Here is a 15,548-nt window from a genome sequence, read left to right as displayed (position 1 = left end):
CGGAGCAGGAGAGGACATGTCACCCCGGGCAGATTTCACACTGGCACCAAAAGGTTAAGGATGTATGGTAGCCTGCGTGCGGTGCGGGAGGATGCCATGCGGAGCGGCGTTTTTGTAGGCGGTGGCGGCAGCGATCATGCCGAGGCGCAGCATCTGCTTTTGCGGCTGGCCAACCGGCACGGGCTGATCGCGGGCGCCACCGGCACCGGCAAGACGGTGACGCTGCAGATCCTCGCCGAAGGGTTTTCCGCCGCAGGGGTGCCGGTCTTCCTGTCGGATGTGAAGGGAGATCTGGCCGGGCTGTCGCGCCCCGGATCGCCGGAGGGCCCGCTGCACGCGGCCTTTGCCGCCCGCAGCGCCAAGATCGGGCTGCCGGATCTGCGTTATGCGGCAACTCCGGCGGTGTTCTGGGATCTCTTTGGCCGCGACGGGCATCCGGTGCGCGCGACCCTGGCCGAAATGGGGCCGCTGCTGCTGTCCCGGCTGCTCGATCTCTCCGAGGCGCAGGAGGGCGTGCTGAACATCGCCTTCCGGATCTCTGACGAACAGCGGCTGCCGCTGCTTGATCTCAAGGATCTGCAGGCGCTTCTGGTCTGGCTGGGGCAGAATGCCCGCGACCTGTCGCTGCGCTACGGCAATATCTCCGCCGCCTCGGTGGGCGCGATCCAGCGCCGCCTGCTGGTGCTGGAAAACGAGGGCGGCGCGCAGATCTTCGGCGAACCGGCGCTGGATCTGGCCGATCTGCTGCGCGTCACGCCCGAAGGTCTGGGGCAGGTCAATATCCTCGCCGCCGGGGCGCTGATGGCGGCGCCGCGGCTCTACGCGACCTTCCTGCTCTGGCTGCTGTCCGAGCTTTTCGAAACCCTGCCCGAGGTCGGCGATCCCGACCGCCCGAAACTGGTGTTCTTCTTCGACGAGGCGCATCTGCTTTTTGACGATGCACCCAAGGCGCTGATCGACAAGGTGGAACAGGTGGCCCGCCTGATCCGCTCCAAGGGCGTGGGGGTGTATTTTGTCACCCAGTCCCCTGCCGACATCCCCGAGGACATCCTTGGCCAGCTTGGCAACCGGGTGCAGCACGCGCTGCGCGCCTTCACCGCCCGCGAGGCCCGCGCGCTGCGGCAGGCGGCGGAAACCTTCCGCCCCAACCCCGCCTTCGACACCGAAACCGCGATCCGTGAGGTCGGCACCGGCGAGGCTGTCACCTCTTTCCTGCAGACAAAGGGCGAGCCGGGCATGGTGCAGCGCACCCTGATCCGCCCGCCCGCCTCGCGCCTTGGCGTGATCACCGACGTGGAGAGGGCGGAGACCATGGCTGCCTCGCCCGTCGCGGGCAAGTATGACACGCCCCTCGACCGGCCTTCGGCGCATGAACTGCTGGCCGCCCGGGCCGAGGCCGCCGCCCGCGCCGCCACCCCCGAGCCAGCCCCCGACGCCGACAGCCCCGGCAGCCGCCCCCATAGCCGCGCCCGCCGCTACACGCCTGCAGACCGCCGCCCGGCCCGCGCCGCCCCCGCCACCCTGACCGAGGCGCTGGGGCAGGCCGTGCTCAAGGAGCTTTCCGGCACCACCGGCAAACGTCTGGTGCGCGGTATTCTGGGATCGCTCTTCAGGGCACGCTGACGCCCGCGCCACCGTGCCTTGCCCTGTGCTTCCAGCGGCTGCAAATATCCCGGGGGAGTCCCCCGCAGGGGGATGGGGGCAGAGCCCCCTGCGGCGCCGGGCAGAAGCTACTCCGCCGCCATCCGCCGTGCCGCCGCATCCAGAAACTGCCCCAGCCTGTGGCGGTCCAGCGGTTTCGGCAGCAGCTCCACCGCCAGCGCCGCGCAGGTGTCGCGCAGCGCCGAGGACCGGTCGGCGGAGAGGATGGCACAGGGCAGGCGGCCCAGCCGGGCGCTGATCTCCTCAAAAAGCGCCGTACCGGAAAGGCCGGATCCCAGCTGGTGATCCAGCAGCAGCGCGTCGGGGGTCAGATCGAGATCGTCGAGCAGATCAAGCGCCGCCGCCGCATCCCCGGCCTCGATCACGTTGACGCCCCAGCTTTCCACCAGCACCGAAATGGCGCGGCGCAGCTGCGGCTCGTTTTCCACCAGCAGCACGATCAGCCCGGCCTGCGCCAGCCCCGCAGGCCGGGCGGGGCCGGGGGCCGCCTGCCGCACCGGCGCCACCGCCCCGGCCAGCCCGACGCTGACCATGAAACACGATCCGCGCCCGGGCTCGGACCGCAGCCCCAGCGGATGGCCAAGCCGGATGCAGGCGCGCTCGACGATGGCCAGCCCCAGGCCCAGCCCGTCATTGCGGCTGGCGCGGGGATCAAGCCTGCGGAACTCCTCGAAGATGGCGGACTGGTCCTCGGCGGCGATGCCGGGCCCGGTGTCATGCACCTCGATCCGGGCCGCACCGCCATGGCGCCGCACCCCCACCAGCACCCGGCCCCGGTCGGTATAGCGGATGGCATTGGCCATCAGGTTCTGCAGGATGCGCCGCAGGAAGGCGGGATCGGTGCTGACGGTCAGGCTGCTGTCGACCATGCGCAGCACCAGCCCCTTGCGCGCCGCCAGCACCTCCATCTCGTCGCGCAGCGGGCGCAGGATGTCCGACAGCGCCACCGGGCGGATGTCAAAGCGCAGCCCGTCGGATTCCAGCCGCGAGATGTCGAGCAGCGCGTCGATGATCTGTTCGGCGGAACAGATGGCGCTTTCCGCCTTGGCCAGCACCGACGCCTCGCGCGGGTCGGCACAGCGGTCCGCCAGCGAGGACAGGAACAGCTTGGCCGCCGACAGGGGCTGCAGCAGGTCATGGCTCGCCGCCGCGACGAAGCGCGATTTGGAGGCATTGGCCCGTTCCGCCGCCGACAGCGCATCCTCCAGCTCCAGCGTGCGCTCCATCACGCGCTGTTCCAGAATTTCGTTCAGTTCCGTCAGCTTGCGGGCCGATTCCCGTTCCGCCGTCACATCGGTGCAGGAAAACAGAAAGCCGCCATCCGGCATGTCGCTGCCAAAGATCCGCAGCACGGTGCCGTCGCGGCGCATCACCTCGACCCGGATCGGATCGCGCGGGCCAGAGGCCGCCGCCCAGCGCGCGAAGCCCGCGCGCTCCTCGCCCCGGGCGAAGGTGAATTCCTCGTCCAGACGCGCCAGCAGCGCCGCAAAGGAGGCGCCCAGATGCAGCCGCCGCACCGGCAGGCCCAGCAGCGCCCCGATGCGCAGGTTCCACGCCACCAGCCGCGCCGTCTCGTCAAAGATGCAGACGCCCTGATCCAGATGGTCCAGCGTGGCGCGGATCATCCGGGTCTGCTTGTCGCGCAGCTTCAGCCGTTCCTGCCGCTCCAGCCGGATGATGTCGGTGACGTCGGTCTGCACCACCACCGTGCCGCCATTGCCGGTGCGGTGCTCTGACACCTGCAGCCAGCGGTCGACGGTATGGCGCACGTTGAACATCACGCTGCGGTCCTGATGACGGCGCAGGCGCTGTTCGGCCCAGCCTGCGGCGCTGACCCCCTCGGGCAGCACCAGACGGCGCGAGCGGCTGATCCTTTCGACATAATCGGCAAAGGGCAGGCCGGGGCGCAGATCATGCACCGTGTCGCGGAAATCCCGGCAGAAGCGCGCGTTGCACAGCACCAGCCGGTCGCCGGGATCAAACAGCGCAAAACCTTCGGAGACGGTCTCGATGGCATCGGCCAGATTGCGCCGCGCCGCCTCGGTGTCGTGATGGGCCTGCGCCAGCTGGCTGTTGGACTGATGCAGCAGCTCAAGCGTGCGTTCCAGTTCCAGCGTCCGCTCGCGCACGCGCTTTTCCAGCAGGGCGGCGCGTTCGAACTGGGCATAGGCGGCCCCCGAAGGCGCGGTGCCATATTCCACCCGCCGCATCAGCGCCTCGGCGATCTTCAGCAGCTTTTCGTTCTGCCGCTCCAGCGAATCCAGCGGGTTGACCAGCGACATCAGCCGCGGCCCTCGGGCGGGTAGAAGGCCACCCCGGTCAGGGTCTGGTTCACATGCAGCGCGCCATACTGTTCGCCATAGGTGTTGAACCCCACCACGTTGAACCGCGACAGGATGTCGGAGACGCGCCGCGTCTGCTGATACTGCCCGGCCTCGATCCGGCGGAACAGGCAGTCACAGCCAAGGATCTGCTGCGGCATCACCGGATGCGACAGGGCGCGCAGCCCCTCCTCCAGATGCCGGGCCATGTCCTGATGACGGGCCAGCGTCAGCACCATGCCTTCGTTGATGGCCGAGAAGAACACCAGATGGCCCGACTCGTCGACGCGCTGGATCGACCGCACATGGTGGCTGTCCCCCAGCCGGACCACCACGGGATGCGCGGCAAAGGTGAAGGCGTCCAGCTGCCCGGGATCCTTGCCCAGAAGCCGGGCATATTCGGCGGCGGCGGGTTCGGCGTTGATCTGCTGCACCAGACGGCGGTCCGGGTCGGCGGCGGTGACCACCATGCGCACCTCTGTCGGCACCAGATGGTCAAGGCTGAACACCTTGACCGGGCAATGCGACCGCACCAGCGCCAGCAGGGCGGCATTGCGCCGGATCACGCCGTTATGCGCCACCCATGTGCTGCAGAAACTGGTGCCATCCCCGGTGGAGCCGCCAAAAAGCGGCGTCGACCCCATGCCCGAGGCCAGAACCGAGGTCAGGTTCTCTTCCTGCAGCGACAGGCCATCCACCATGAGGAAGGCGAAATCATAGGGCATCTGCGGCGCGCGCGCGGCCAGCGCCCGGCGCCGGTGGATCACCTCGTCGATGGTGGCCTGCGCTTCCAGTTGGTCCAGCCCGTCGATGGCGTAGCTGTCCACGGCAAACAGATCGGCGGGAAAGCCGGTGGCGATGATCTGGCCATCCTCATAGCCGTTGAGGCCGATCTCTCCGGCGGTGGTGCAGGCAAGCACCTCTGCCGCGCCGAACCGGCCCTGCGCCTGCCGGGTCAGGGCGATAAAATCGGCGCGGGGGCTGGCAAAGAGACAGACAAGCGCAAAGGGCCCCGGTCCCAGCTGGGCGTGGATCGCGCTGATCGGGTCCGGCGCGTCGCAGGCAACCTGCGCGACGCAGAGGGCACCGGCCCGCCCCTTGTCCTCCCCCCCGGAGCCATGGCCTGCTCCGTCCAAATCCTTGTCCTTTCGCGTGGTGATGCAGATTAGGGACTGCCAGCCTCCCTTGGCAAGACCTGCGCAAACCGCGCCTCCTGCGCGATCAGCACCGCCTGCGTGCGGCTATGCACCCCCAGCTTGCGCATGATCGCCGTCACATGCGCCTTTACCGTGGTTTCCGCGATGGCAAGCTCATAGGCGATCTGCTTGTTCAGCTTGCCCTCGCAGAGCAGCGACAGGATGCGCGCCTGCTGCGCGGTCAGCGTGGCCAGCCGGTCCAGCGCCTCTGCCGCGCCGCTGCCGCTGCCGGGCGCCTGCGGGTCGATATAGCCGTCGGGCAGGAAGGGCTCGCCCCGCGCCACCGCCTCGAAGGCGCGGCGGAACACCGAACGCTGGGCATGTTTGGGCACGAACCCGTCCGCGCCCGCCTTCATCACATGCGACACCATGCGGTTGTCGGCCATGGAGGAGACGATCAGCAGCGCCGCGCGCGGCACCGCGCGCCGCAGCCGCAGCAGCCCGTCCAGCCCGGTCACGTCGGGCAGGGTCAGATCAAGGATCACCAGATGCGGCGGATCCCCGTCGGACACAAGTTCCAGCGCCCGCTCCAGCGTGCCGGCGGTGTCGATCCGGGCAAAGCCCGCCAGCGACTGCAGCGTCAGCGTCAGCGCGTCACAGAACAGCGGATGGTCATCCACCACCAGCGCGCGGCTGTCTCCGGTCGGGGACAGGAGGGTTGCCCGGTGGTCCATGGCCATGACGCCTCTTGTTAGCTTCCGCCCCAGACTAGCGCGGGGGCGGAGCCGAGTCCTGTGTCAAAAGGTCGAAGCCGGGCTCAGAACCAGCTCTGCACCGTCCGCGAGGCGGAAGAGATGTCCTGGCCTACGCCATCAACCGTGCCGCAGGCGGCGAGAGCCGCCAGAAGGGAAAGAAGAAGGGCCTGTTTCATCGATCTGCTCGTTGTTGCTGTTTTTGTTGTCTCTGGAATGTAGCGCGGCGGTCAGTCCTGCCACCACCACGCATTGGGCATCCAGTCCACCCAATCGCCATAGACCGGCGTACGCGCCGCATCATAGGTCAATTCCTTGGCATGGGCGATCCATGTCCTGTCCCACTGATAAAGCGGGATGACATAGCGCCCCGTCGTCAGCACCCGGTCCAGCGCCTGCACGGCGGCGGTGAACTCTGCCTCCTCCTCGGCGGCCAGCATCTGGTCGATCATCGCATCCACCGCAGGCGAGGCGATGCCCATGAGGTTGCGCGATCCGGGCTGGTCGGCGGCAGCGCTGCCCCAGTAAAGCCGCTGCTCGTTGCCCGGCGACAGCGACAGCCCGATGCGGGTCCATGCCATGTCGAAATCGAACTCGGCGGTGCGGATGTTGAACTGCGCGGGATCGACGCTGCTGATCGTGACGCCAATGCCCAGCCGGTCCAGCGCGCGGGCATAGATGTCGAGCATGGAGGCTTCCTCGCCCATGCCCTGCGGCAGCAGGATCTCGAACCGGAAGGGGCGGCCGGACGGATCCATCATGCGGCCCTGATCCAGCGTGAACCCGGCTTCGGCAAAAAGATCCAGCGCGCGGCGCAGCCCGTCACGGTTGCGCGCGGTGCCATCGCCTTCGGGCAGGCTGTATCCTTCCAGCGCGCCGGGCAGCAGATCCTCGGCATAGGGCTCCAGCAGGGCGCGCACCCGGCCCGAGGCGGGGCCGTGATCCATGGCCAGCGTCGAGTTGGAAAAATACGAGGTGATGCGCTTCTGGCGCCCGCCGGTCATCGTCTCGTTGATATAGGCGAAGTTGAAGGCCTGCAGCAGCGCCTCGCGCACCCGCCAGTCGGCAAAGGCGGGCTGGCGCAGGTTCATGGCAAAGCCGGTCATGCCCGAGGGGCGGCCATGCGGGATCTCCGACAGCACCACATCACCGCCGCGCACCGCCGGGAAATCATATTGCGTGGCCCATTTTTCCGCGTTGTTCTCGCGGTTCACGTTCAGCAGCCCGGCCTTGAACGCCTCGAACATCGCGGTGCCATCGGCGAAAAATTCCATGCGCAGCTCGTCAAGATTGGCCTGTCCGCGCATGAAGGGCAGGTCGCGGCCCCAATACTCGGGGTCGCGTTTCAGCACCAGCGTCCGCCCCGGCACCACCTGATCGATCACATAGGGCGCGGTGGTGATCGGGATCACGTCGAGCCCGCTCTGCGCAAAATCGCGACCCTCCCACTGGGCTTTCTTGAGGATGGGGCGCATCCCCATCAGCAGCACCAGTTCCCGGTCGGGTTCGGTGAAGGTAAAGCGCAGGCTGCGCGGCCCGGTCTGTTCCATCGCGGCGACGCGCGCCCATGCCGCATGATAGCGAGGATGGCCCTGCGTGCCCAAGGTCTCGTAGCTCCACATCACGTCTTCGACGGTGACGGGGGAGCCATCAGAGAACCGCGCCTCGGGGCGGAGGGTGAATTCCACCCAAGACCGATTCGGTCCGGTCTCGATCGTCTCGCAAAGCAGGCAGTAAAGCGTGAAGGCTTCGTCCCAGCTTCGCCCCATAAGTGATTCATATGCAAGGAAACGCAGCTGCCAGGGCGGGCTGCCTTTCAGGATGTGCGGATTGAGACTGTCAAAGCTGCCCACTTCACCGCTGACCGCGCGGCCACCTTTGGGCGCATTCGGGTTCACATAGGGCAGGGAGTCAAAATCTGGGGGGAGGGCAGGGGCACCATACATGGATATGGCATGAGCAGGGTCTGCGGACGCACTGATTCCAACAAATGAAGATAACGCCAGAGCAACAAATGCCACCCCGGAATTGCGGAAACTTATTGTATCCAAAAATGCAACAGTCATGCCCTGCCCTTGTTTTCTTGGCATTTGAGCCTATCCGGGCTTTCACGTCTTTTCAAACTTTTAGGTTGGACTCCAGCGGTAAAGCGCGTATAACAGTCTCACTGCTCGATAGGTTTCTTGCCTGTATGAAACCTGCCTCAACGACTTGACGCCGGCCTTGCGCCGGCGTTTTTTTTGGCCAGAGCGGTTTTTCTGCCACTGTGGAGCGAAGGCAACACCCATAGCGGCATGGCGTGAGCAGCCACAAGCCCTTATTTTTGCGATGCAGCGTGCTATGTTGCACCTGCAGCAATGAGGAGTGTTTCCTATGTCCCTGAAAGGCAAGACGGCCATCGTCACCGGGTCCAATTCCGGCATCGGGCTGGGTGTGGCGCGCGAACTGGCCCGCGCCGGTGCGGCGGTGGTGCTGAATTCCTTCACCGACCGCGAGGAGGACCATGCGCTGGCCCGCGACATGGCGGCGGAATTCGGCGTGGAGGTGCGCTATATCAAGGCGGACATGTCCAAGGGCGACGAATGCCGCGCGCTGGTCGAACAGGCGGGCGCCTGCGACATTCTGGTGAACAATGCCGGGATCCAGCATGTGGCGCCGCTGGACGAGTTTCCGGTGGAAAAATGGGATGCGATCATCGCCATCAATCTCAGCTCCGCCTTTCACTGCACCGCCGCCGCGCTGCCGATGATGCGCAAGGCGGGCTGGGGCCGGGTGGTCAACATCGCCTCGGCGCATGGGCTGACCGCCTCGCCCTATAAATCCGCCTATGTGGCGGCCAAGCACGGCATCGTCGGCATGACCAAGGTCGTGGCGCTGGAAACCGCCAAAGAGCCGATCACCGCCAATGCCATCTGCCCGGGCTATGTGAAGACCCCGCTGGTGGAGGCGCAGATCCCCGACACCGCCAAGAAATACGCCATGACCGAGGAGGAAGTGATCGAGAAGGTGATTCTCGACCGTCAGCCCTCGAAGCAGTTCGCGACGGTGGAGCAGATCGGCGGCACCGCCGTGTTCCTGTGTTCGGACGCGGCGGAGCAGATCACCGGCACGACGATTTCCGTGGATGGCGGCTGGACCGCGCTGTGACCGGGTGAGGGGGCGCTGCCCCCTCGCCCCTGCGGGGCTCACCCCCGGAGTTTAGGGGCAAGATGAAGGGCAGGGAGCCGAGAGCATGGTGAAGATCAATCTGGCCCTGCAGGGCGGCGGCGCGCATGGCGCCTTTACCTGGGGCGTGCTGGACCGGCTGCTGCAGGAGGAGGATCTGGAGATCGCCGCGATCACCGGCACCTCGGCGGGGGCGCTGAACGGTGCCGCGCTGAAGGCGGGGATGGTGCGCGGCGGGCGCGAGGGCGCGCGCGAGGTGCTTGACACGCTCTGGTCCGAGGTGGCGGGCATGCGCGATCTGGCGGTACCGGAATGGATGCATCCGTTCCTACCCGATCCCGGCTTCATCAGCCGGTCGCTGCAATATTCGGTGCCTTTCGCTGCGGGCGAGGCGGTGGGGCGCATGATGTCGCCCTATGCCTGGGGGCCGTTTTACCGCAACCCGCTGGAGCGCATCGTGGAGCGGCTGGATTTCAGCGGCATCTGTTCGGCGGAGGGGCCGGAGTTTTTTGTCTGCGCCACGTCGGTGCGCGATGGCAAGGTGCGGGTGTTTTCCGGCGACCGGCTGACCCCCAAGGCGATCATGGCCTCGGCCTGCCTGCCGACGCTGTTTCAGGCGGTGGAGATCGAGGATCCGGAAACCGGCGCGATGGAGGCGTTCTGGGATGGCGGCTATTCCGGCAATCCCGCGCTGTTTCCGTTATATGCCAAGCATTTGCCCAACGATCTTGTCATCGTGAACATCAATCCCGTGGTGCGCGAGGCGGTGCCGGTGACCCCGCCGGAAATCCAGAACCGCATCAACGAGATCAGCTTCAACTCCTCGCTGCTGCGCGATCTGCGTGCCATCGATTTTGTGCAGCGGCTGATCGGCTCGGGCGTGGTGGAAGAGGGCGCGATGAAGAAGCTGCGGGTTCACATGATTTCCGATGACGCGCTGATGAACCAGCTGTCGGTGGCCACCAAGATGGTGGCGCTGCCCTCGGTCATCGCGCAGCTGCGCGAGGCGGGGCGGCGCGCGGCGGGCACGTTCCTGTCGGATCATCGCGACAGTCTGGGCGTGCGCCAGACCGTCGATCTGCGCCGGATGTTCGGCTGAGCGTCAGGAGGCCTTGCGCACCGGTTCGACCTGCGGCGGGCGCGGCACCCGGTCGGGCGGATAGACCAGCCCGGCAGAGATGATGAGCTTGGCCGCGTCTTCGATGGTCATGTCCAGTTCCACCACGTCTTCCGCGGGGAAATAGAGCAGGAAGCCCGAGGTCGGGTTGGGCGTGGTCGGCACGAAGACAGACAGCAGATCGCCCATCACCGCCGATTTGTCGCGGATCTCGCCGCGCGCCTGCGTGGAGATGAAGCCGATGGCCCAGATGCCCTTGCGCGGATACTGCACGAGGCAGGCCTTTTCGAAGCTGCGTTCGGACTGGGCAAAGACCGTCTCGGCGATCTGCTTCAGCCCGGAATAGATCGAGCGCACCACCGGCGTGCGGTCCACGAGGCTTTCGCCAAAGCGGATCAGCGAGCGGCCGATCAGCCCCTTGGCGATCCAGCCCACCACGATGGTGAAGACGAGGAAGAAGATCACGCCCACGCCGCGCAGGTTGATGCCGATATAGGCTTCGGGGTTGAAGCGGGACGGCACCAGCGGCAGCACGAACCCGTCCACGAAGCCGAATAGCGACCAGATGAGCCAGATGGTCAGCCCCACCGGCATGATGACCACAAGGCCGGTCAGGAAGCTGGCGCGCAGTCCGGCAAACAGTCCGGGGCGGCGCGGTTTCTCGTCGAATGGGCTGGTCATGGGGTTCCCGGAAGCCGCAGATGTCTGACGTAAGGTAGGCGGTCGCACGGCGTTCCACAATGGGCCGCCGCGCGCATCGGGTCAGGTGGCGGGCAGGCTGGCCAGTTCGCGGGCGATGGCGGCCCCCAGACGGGCATTGTTCAGCACCAGCGCGATGTTGGCCTCCAGCGAGCGGCCCCCGGTCAGCTCGTAGATGCGCTGCAGCAGATAGGGCGTCACCGCCTTGCCGGTGATGCGATGGGTGGCGGCATCAGCCATGGCGCGGGCGATGATCGGGTCCATTTCGCTGCGCGGGATCTCGGCCTCGACCGGGATGGGATTGGCGACAAGCTGGCCGCCGGGCAGGCCGAGTGCGGCGCGCATCCGCTGGGCGCGAGCGATCTCGGCGGCGGTATCGGCGCGCAGCGGCGCGGCAAGGCCTGCATCGCGCGACCAGAAGGCCGGAAGCTGCGCCTGACCATAGGCGATGACCGGCACGCCAAGCGTTTCCAGCACCTCCAGCGTCTTCGGCAGATCGAGAATGGCCTTGGCGCCCGCCGCCACCACCGTCACCGGGGTCTGCGCCAGTTCCTGCAGATCGGCGGAAATGTCGAAGCTGGTCTCGGCGCCGCGATGCGCGCCGCCGATGCCGCCGGTGGCAAAGACCTCGATCCCGGCCAGACGGGCCGCGATCATCGTGGCGGCCACGGTGGTGGCGCCGGTGCCGCCGCGCGCCATGCACACCGCCATGTCGGCGCGCGACAGCTTCGCCGCGCCCTTGGTCTGGGCCAGCTGTTCCAGCTGCGCGTCATCGAGCCCGACGCAGAGCTTGCCCTCCAGCACGGCGATGGTGGCGGGGGTGGCGCCCGCGTCGCGGATCGCGGCCTCGACCGAACGCGCCATCTCGAGGTTCTGCGGCCATGGCATGCCATGGGTGATGATGGTGGATTCCAGCGCCACGACCGGCGCGCGGTCCTTGAGCGCGCGGGCGACATCGGGCGAAAGATGCAGAAGGCTCATGAGGGGATATCTCCGGAAACATAGGCGGCGGCAGCCTGAAGCGCGCGGTGCAGCGCCGCAGCGCGGTCTTCGCCGCGCAGTTCGGCGGCCACATGGGCCGCCATGAAGGTGTCGCCCGCGCCGGTGACGCGGGTCACCAGCACCTCGGGCGGGCTTTCGGTCAGCACGCCCTCGGGCGTGGCATCGGCGGCAGGGGCGCCGCCTGCGGTGACCACGGCGCGCGCCGCCCCCCGCGCCAGCAGCGCCTGCGCCGCCTCAGGCGCGGTGGCAAAGTCGTGCTGGCAGAGCAGCCCGGCCTCTTCGAGGTTCACATAAAGCGCGCCACGCCCGGCGCGCAGGAAGGGCAGCAGACGGTCGGCCTTGCCGGGGCTCGCAGGGGCGATGCGCAGATCGGCGGCGGCCAGCGCCGGCATGTGCAGGATCTCTTCCAGCAGCGCCGTTGTCAGGTTGCCGTCCAGCGCCACGGGCCCGGCCCAAGGTGCTGCATCGCTGCCCAGACGGCCATCGCGCAGCGGCGCGAGGATGCGCGCGCCCGCCTGTTCCAGCGAATGCGCATCGGCAATGGCGGCGATCAGGCCATTGGCGCCCTCGACCGCCATATAGACATCGGTGGGCAGATCGTCGGAGCGGTAAAGATCGCAGGTCAGACAGCCCAGCCGGTCGCAGGCGCGCACCAGATCTTCGCCTTCGGCATCGCGGCCCACGGCGCTGAGCAGGCCGGGGCGCAGGCCGAACCGGGTCAGGGTCATGGCGATGTTCAGCGCCACGCCACCGGGCAGCCGGGTGATGCGGCCCGGCACGTCGGATCCCTGACGCATGGTGCTGGCGGAACGGCCGATCACGTCCCAGAGGACGGAACCGATACAGAGAATGTCGGGACGTGTGGTCATGCCGGTGTTTTGCCCGCAGCCCCGCGCCGCGGCAAGTGGATTGCGCGCGGCGCCGCAGGTTTCCGTTGCGATGCCGCCGCGCGCGCGCTTTGCTGGCCGCGACCCCGGGGGAGAGACCAGATGCGCGCGGACAACCTGTGGCAGCAAACAGCGCAGGAGCGGCTGGAGACACCGCCGCTCGATACCGATCGCAGCTGCGATCTGGTCCTTCTGGGCGGCGGCTTTACCGGCTGCGCGGCGGCGCTGGCAGCGGCAGAGGCGGGCGCTTCGGTCCTGCTTTGCGAGGCGCTGGCGCCGGGACATGGCGGATCGGGACGCAATGTCGGGCTGGTGAATGCCGGGCTGTGGCTGCCGCCAGAGGCGCTGGCGCGCGGGCTGGAGCCTGCGCGGGCGGCGCGGCTGACCGCAATGCTGGGGCAGGGACCGGGGCTGGTCTTTGATCTGATCGCGCGCCATGGCATCGCCTGCGAGCCGCAGCGTGCGGGCACGCTGCACTGCGCCCCGGACGCGCGCGGGCTTGCCGATCTGCGCGACCGTCACCGCCAGCTGACCGCGACAGGCGCGCCGGTGGTGCTGCTCTCCGCAGAAGACGCACAGGCGCGCAGCGGCGTGGCTGGCCTGCGGGGCGCGCTGCACGATCCGCGCGCGGGCACGATCCAGCCCTTGGCCTATCTGCGCGGGCTGGCCCGCGCGGCGCAGGCGGCGGGCGCCACGCTCTGCGGCCAGACCCCGGTGCGCAGCGTCCGCCGGGACGGCGCGGACTGGCTGCTGCAGGCAGGGCAGCACCAGATCCGTGCCCGCGCGCTGCTGGTCGCCACAAATGCCTATCACATCAGCACTCAGGGCATTGATATTCCTAAAATTCCTGCCGTGTATTATTTTCAGGCCGCCACCGATCCGCTGCCTGATCCCGTGCTGCCGGGCCATGAAGGCTGCTGGGATACCGCAAAAATCATGACGTCATGGCGGCGCGACACGGAGGGGCGGCTGATCCTTGGCGCCATGGGACGGCCCGAGGATGTGCTGGGCCAGAGGCTGCATCTGGGCTGGGCACGGCGCAAACTGGCGCGGCTTTATCCGCATCTTGCCGGTCAGCGCTTTGCCTGCTGGTGGTCGGGCCGCATTGCCATGACCGGCGACCATATCCCCAAAATCCTGCAGCTCGGCCCGCAGGGCTATGCGATCACGGGATATTCGGGGCGGGGCATCGCGCCGGGCACAGTGCTGGGTCAGGCGCTGGCGCGGGTCTGTCTGGGCGCCGATCCCGAGGATCTGCCTTTGCCGGTGCAGACCGCGCATTGGGAACCGGGCGGTGCCTTGCGCGAAATCCTTTACGAAACCGCCGCCAGAGTGGCGCATCTGCCCGGGGCAGGATAAGAAGACAGTTATCCTATAATCAGTATTATGGTAAAATATGAGGGACAGATCCCCCCGGGAGCCTTAGTTTTCTGGACAAAACCGCAGGATCAACGCTATCTGGGATCACCTTACGGAGATCGCTGACATGCCCGCCTTTCTGATCCTTAACGGCCCCAATCTCAACCTGCTGGGCCTGCGCCAGCCCGAGGTCTATGGCCGCACCACGCTGGCCGATGTCGAGGCGATGTGCCGCGCCCATGCCGAAACGCTGGGGGTCGATCTGGATTTCCAGCAAAGCAACCACGAAGGCGCGCTGGTCGATGCCATCCACGCCGCCCGCGGCACCAAGGACGGGCTGATCCTCAATGCGGGCGCCTACACCCATACCTCGCTCGCGCTGATGGACGCGATCAGTTCCGCCGAAGTGCCCGCGATCGAACTGCACCTGTCCAATGTCCACGCGCGCGAGGAGTTTCGCCATGTCAGCTACATCGCCCGCGTGGCCGTGGGCGTGATCTGCGGCTTCGGCCCGCGCGGCTATACGCTGGCCATGGACGCGCTGCTGCATCACCACGAGAGCCGTTCGTGACGCCCGCGGATCGCGACTGGCTGCTTGATCTTACCCACGCGCCCAGCATCGAATGCGCGTGGGCCCTGCATGTGGCGCGTATGGCCGAATTCGGCTTTGACCGGCTGTTCTATGGCTTCACCCGCTACCGCACCCAAAGCTCGCTGGGCGATCCCGCCGATTTCCTGCTGCTGACCAATCACAGCCGCGACTACACCGATGTCTTCATCGGCGACGGGCTTTACCGCCATGCGCCGATGGTCCGCTGGGCGCTGGATCACGACGGCGCCTGTTCATGGCGCGTGCTGGCCGAGATGATGACCAGCGGCAGCCTGACCCCGGACCAGCGCCGGGTGATCGACTTCAACCGCAGCCGCAACGTGGTGGCGGGCTATTCGGTCAGCTTCCGCACCGTGTCGAGCCGCGCCAAGGGCGCCATCGCGCTGACCGCGCGCCCCGGCATGGATCAGGACGCGGTGGACGCGCTCTGGCAGGCGCAGGGCGATCTGATCGTGCTGATGAACAACCTGCTGCATCTCAAGGTGCTCACCCTGCCCTATGTGCCGCCGAACCAGTCGCTGACCAAGCGCCAGCGCGAGGCGCTGGAATGGGTCGGCGACGGCAAGACCATGCAGGACATCGCCATCATCATGGGGCTCACTCAGGCCACGGTCGAAAAACACCTGCGGCTGGCGCGCGAGGCGCTGAATGTCGACACCACGGCACAGGCCGTGGCCAAGGCGGCGTTCCAGAACCAGATGTTTGTCTTGGATATCTGAGGCTTCGATCCGCCCCCTGCCCCGCACCGCGATTCGGATCGCCGCAAAATTCCGGTGATCCATGTTAGCGCAATACCCGCATTACGGGAAAACCGGGTTTGCAACTTTATGAATCGCGA

Annotated in this window: 14 protein-coding genes; 6 read left to right on the top strand and 8 right to left on the bottom strand. The window is 67.2% G+C overall.

Going from position 1 to position 15,548, the window contains the following annotated elements; translation table 11 throughout:
• The first annotated feature begins 96 nt into the window (after nucleotides 1-96).
• The gene (locus tag BLR51_RS15615; protein WP_089848835.1) at nucleotides 97-1,623 is read left to right on the top strand and encodes a helicase HerA-like domain-containing protein; all 1,527 of its coding nucleotides are present in this window, start codon (nucleotides 97-99) and stop codon (nucleotides 1,621-1,623) included.
• Between the two features lie 107 nt (nucleotides 1,624-1,730).
• On the opposite strand, the gene BLR51_RS15610 is transcribed toward BLR51_RS15615, so the two are convergent.
• The 5 genes from BLR51_RS15610 to BLR51_RS15590 form a co-directional block, all read right to left on the bottom strand.
• Nucleotides 1,731-3,944, bottom strand: coding sequence for a sensor histidine kinase (locus BLR51_RS15610; RefSeq protein WP_089848671.1), 2,214 nt, complete (start codon nucleotides 3,942-3,944; stop codon nucleotides 1,731-1,733).
• Nucleotides 3,944-5,119, bottom strand: a complete 1,176-nt coding sequence (locus BLR51_RS15605) for an FIST N-terminal domain-containing protein (protein ID WP_089848669.1) — start codon at nucleotides 5,117-5,119, stop codon at nucleotides 3,944-3,946. The genes BLR51_RS15610 and BLR51_RS15605 overlap by 1 nt, the downstream gene beginning before the upstream one ends.
• Nucleotides 5,120-5,148: 29 nt before the next feature.
• On the bottom strand, nucleotides 5,149-5,853 hold the full coding sequence (locus BLR51_RS15600; RefSeq protein WP_089848833.1) for a response regulator transcription factor: 705 nt from the start codon (nucleotides 5,851-5,853) through the stop codon (nucleotides 5,149-5,151).
• An 83-nt stretch (nucleotides 5,854-5,936) separates the two neighbouring features.
• Nucleotides 5,937-6,050 (bottom strand): entericidin EcnA/B family protein, encoded by a 114-nt coding sequence (locus BLR51_RS15595; RefSeq protein WP_089848668.1) that lies wholly within the window; start codon nucleotides 6,048-6,050, stop codon nucleotides 5,937-5,939.
• Nucleotides 6,051-6,101: 51 nt separating this feature from the next.
• Nucleotides 6,102-7,937: an extracellular solute-binding protein gene (locus BLR51_RS15590; protein ID WP_089848666.1), complete on the bottom strand. Its 1,836-nt coding sequence runs from the start codon at nucleotides 7,935-7,937 to the stop codon at nucleotides 6,102-6,104.
• A 307-nt stretch (nucleotides 7,938-8,244) separates the two neighbouring features.
• On the opposite strand from BLR51_RS15590, the gene BLR51_RS15585 reads away from it, so the two are divergent.
• Together BLR51_RS15585 and BLR51_RS15580 are read left to right on the top strand one after the other, a co-directional pair.
• Nucleotides 8,245-9,018 (top strand): 3-hydroxybutyrate dehydrogenase, encoded by a 774-nt coding sequence (locus tag BLR51_RS15585; protein ID WP_089848664.1) that lies wholly within the window; start codon nucleotides 8,245-8,247, stop codon nucleotides 9,016-9,018.
• A gap of 85 nt (nucleotides 9,019-9,103) precedes the next feature.
• Nucleotides 9,104-10,135 (top strand): patatin-like phospholipase family protein, encoded by a 1,032-nt coding sequence (locus BLR51_RS15580; protein ID WP_089848662.1) that lies wholly within the window; start codon nucleotides 9,104-9,106, stop codon nucleotides 10,133-10,135.
• Between the two features lie 3 nt (nucleotides 10,136-10,138).
• Here the strand turns inward: BLR51_RS15580 and BLR51_RS15575 are convergent, their stop codons facing one another.
• From BLR51_RS15575 to BLR51_RS15565, 3 genes are all read right to left on the bottom strand, one after another.
• On the bottom strand, nucleotides 10,139-10,834 hold the full coding sequence (locus BLR51_RS15575) for a DUF502 domain-containing protein (protein WP_089848660.1): 696 nt from the start codon (nucleotides 10,832-10,834) through the stop codon (nucleotides 10,139-10,141).
• 81 nt (nucleotides 10,835-10,915) lie between these two features.
• Entirely contained in the window at nucleotides 10,916-11,833 is a 918-nt protein-coding gene (locus BLR51_RS15570) for a pseudouridine-5'-phosphate glycosidase (protein ID WP_089848658.1), read from the bottom strand.
• Nucleotides 11,830-12,723, bottom strand: a complete 894-nt coding sequence (locus tag BLR51_RS15565) for a PfkB family carbohydrate kinase (protein ID WP_089848656.1) — start codon at nucleotides 12,721-12,723, stop codon at nucleotides 11,830-11,832. The genes BLR51_RS15570 and BLR51_RS15565 overlap by 4 nt, the downstream gene beginning before the upstream one ends.
• A 120-nt stretch (nucleotides 12,724-12,843) precedes the next feature.
• On the opposite strand from BLR51_RS15565, the gene BLR51_RS15560 reads away from it, so the two are divergent.
• The 3 genes from BLR51_RS15560 to BLR51_RS15550 all read left to right on the top strand — a co-directional run bounded on the left by BLR51_RS15560 (nucleotide 12,844) and on the right by BLR51_RS15550 (nucleotide 15,429).
• Nucleotides 12,844-14,100: an NAD(P)/FAD-dependent oxidoreductase gene (locus tag BLR51_RS15560; protein WP_089848654.1), complete on the top strand. Its 1,257-nt coding sequence runs from the start codon at nucleotides 12,844-12,846 to the stop codon at nucleotides 14,098-14,100.
• Between the two features lie 127 nt (nucleotides 14,101-14,227).
• The gene (gene aroQ / locus BLR51_RS15555) at nucleotides 14,228-14,671 is read left to right on the top strand and encodes a type II 3-dehydroquinate dehydratase (RefSeq protein WP_089848652.1); all 444 of its coding nucleotides are present in this window, start codon (nucleotides 14,228-14,230) and stop codon (nucleotides 14,669-14,671) included.
• On the top strand, nucleotides 14,668-15,429 hold the full coding sequence (locus tag BLR51_RS15550; protein ID WP_089848650.1) for a LuxR family transcriptional regulator: 762 nt from the start codon (nucleotides 14,668-14,670) through the stop codon (nucleotides 15,427-15,429). Before aroQ ends, BLR51_RS15550 begins: the two co-directional genes overlap by 4 nt.
• The last annotated feature ends 119 nt before the right edge of the window (nucleotides 15,430-15,548 follow it).

The sequence above is a fragment of the Salipiger marinus genome (assembly GCF_900100085.1).
Lineage (GTDB): Bacteria > Pseudomonadota > Alphaproteobacteria > Rhodobacterales > Rhodobacteraceae > Salipiger > Salipiger marinus.
The sequence above is the reverse complement of the archived record's forward strand: the minus strand, read 5'-3'. Positions and strand labels throughout refer to the sequence as shown.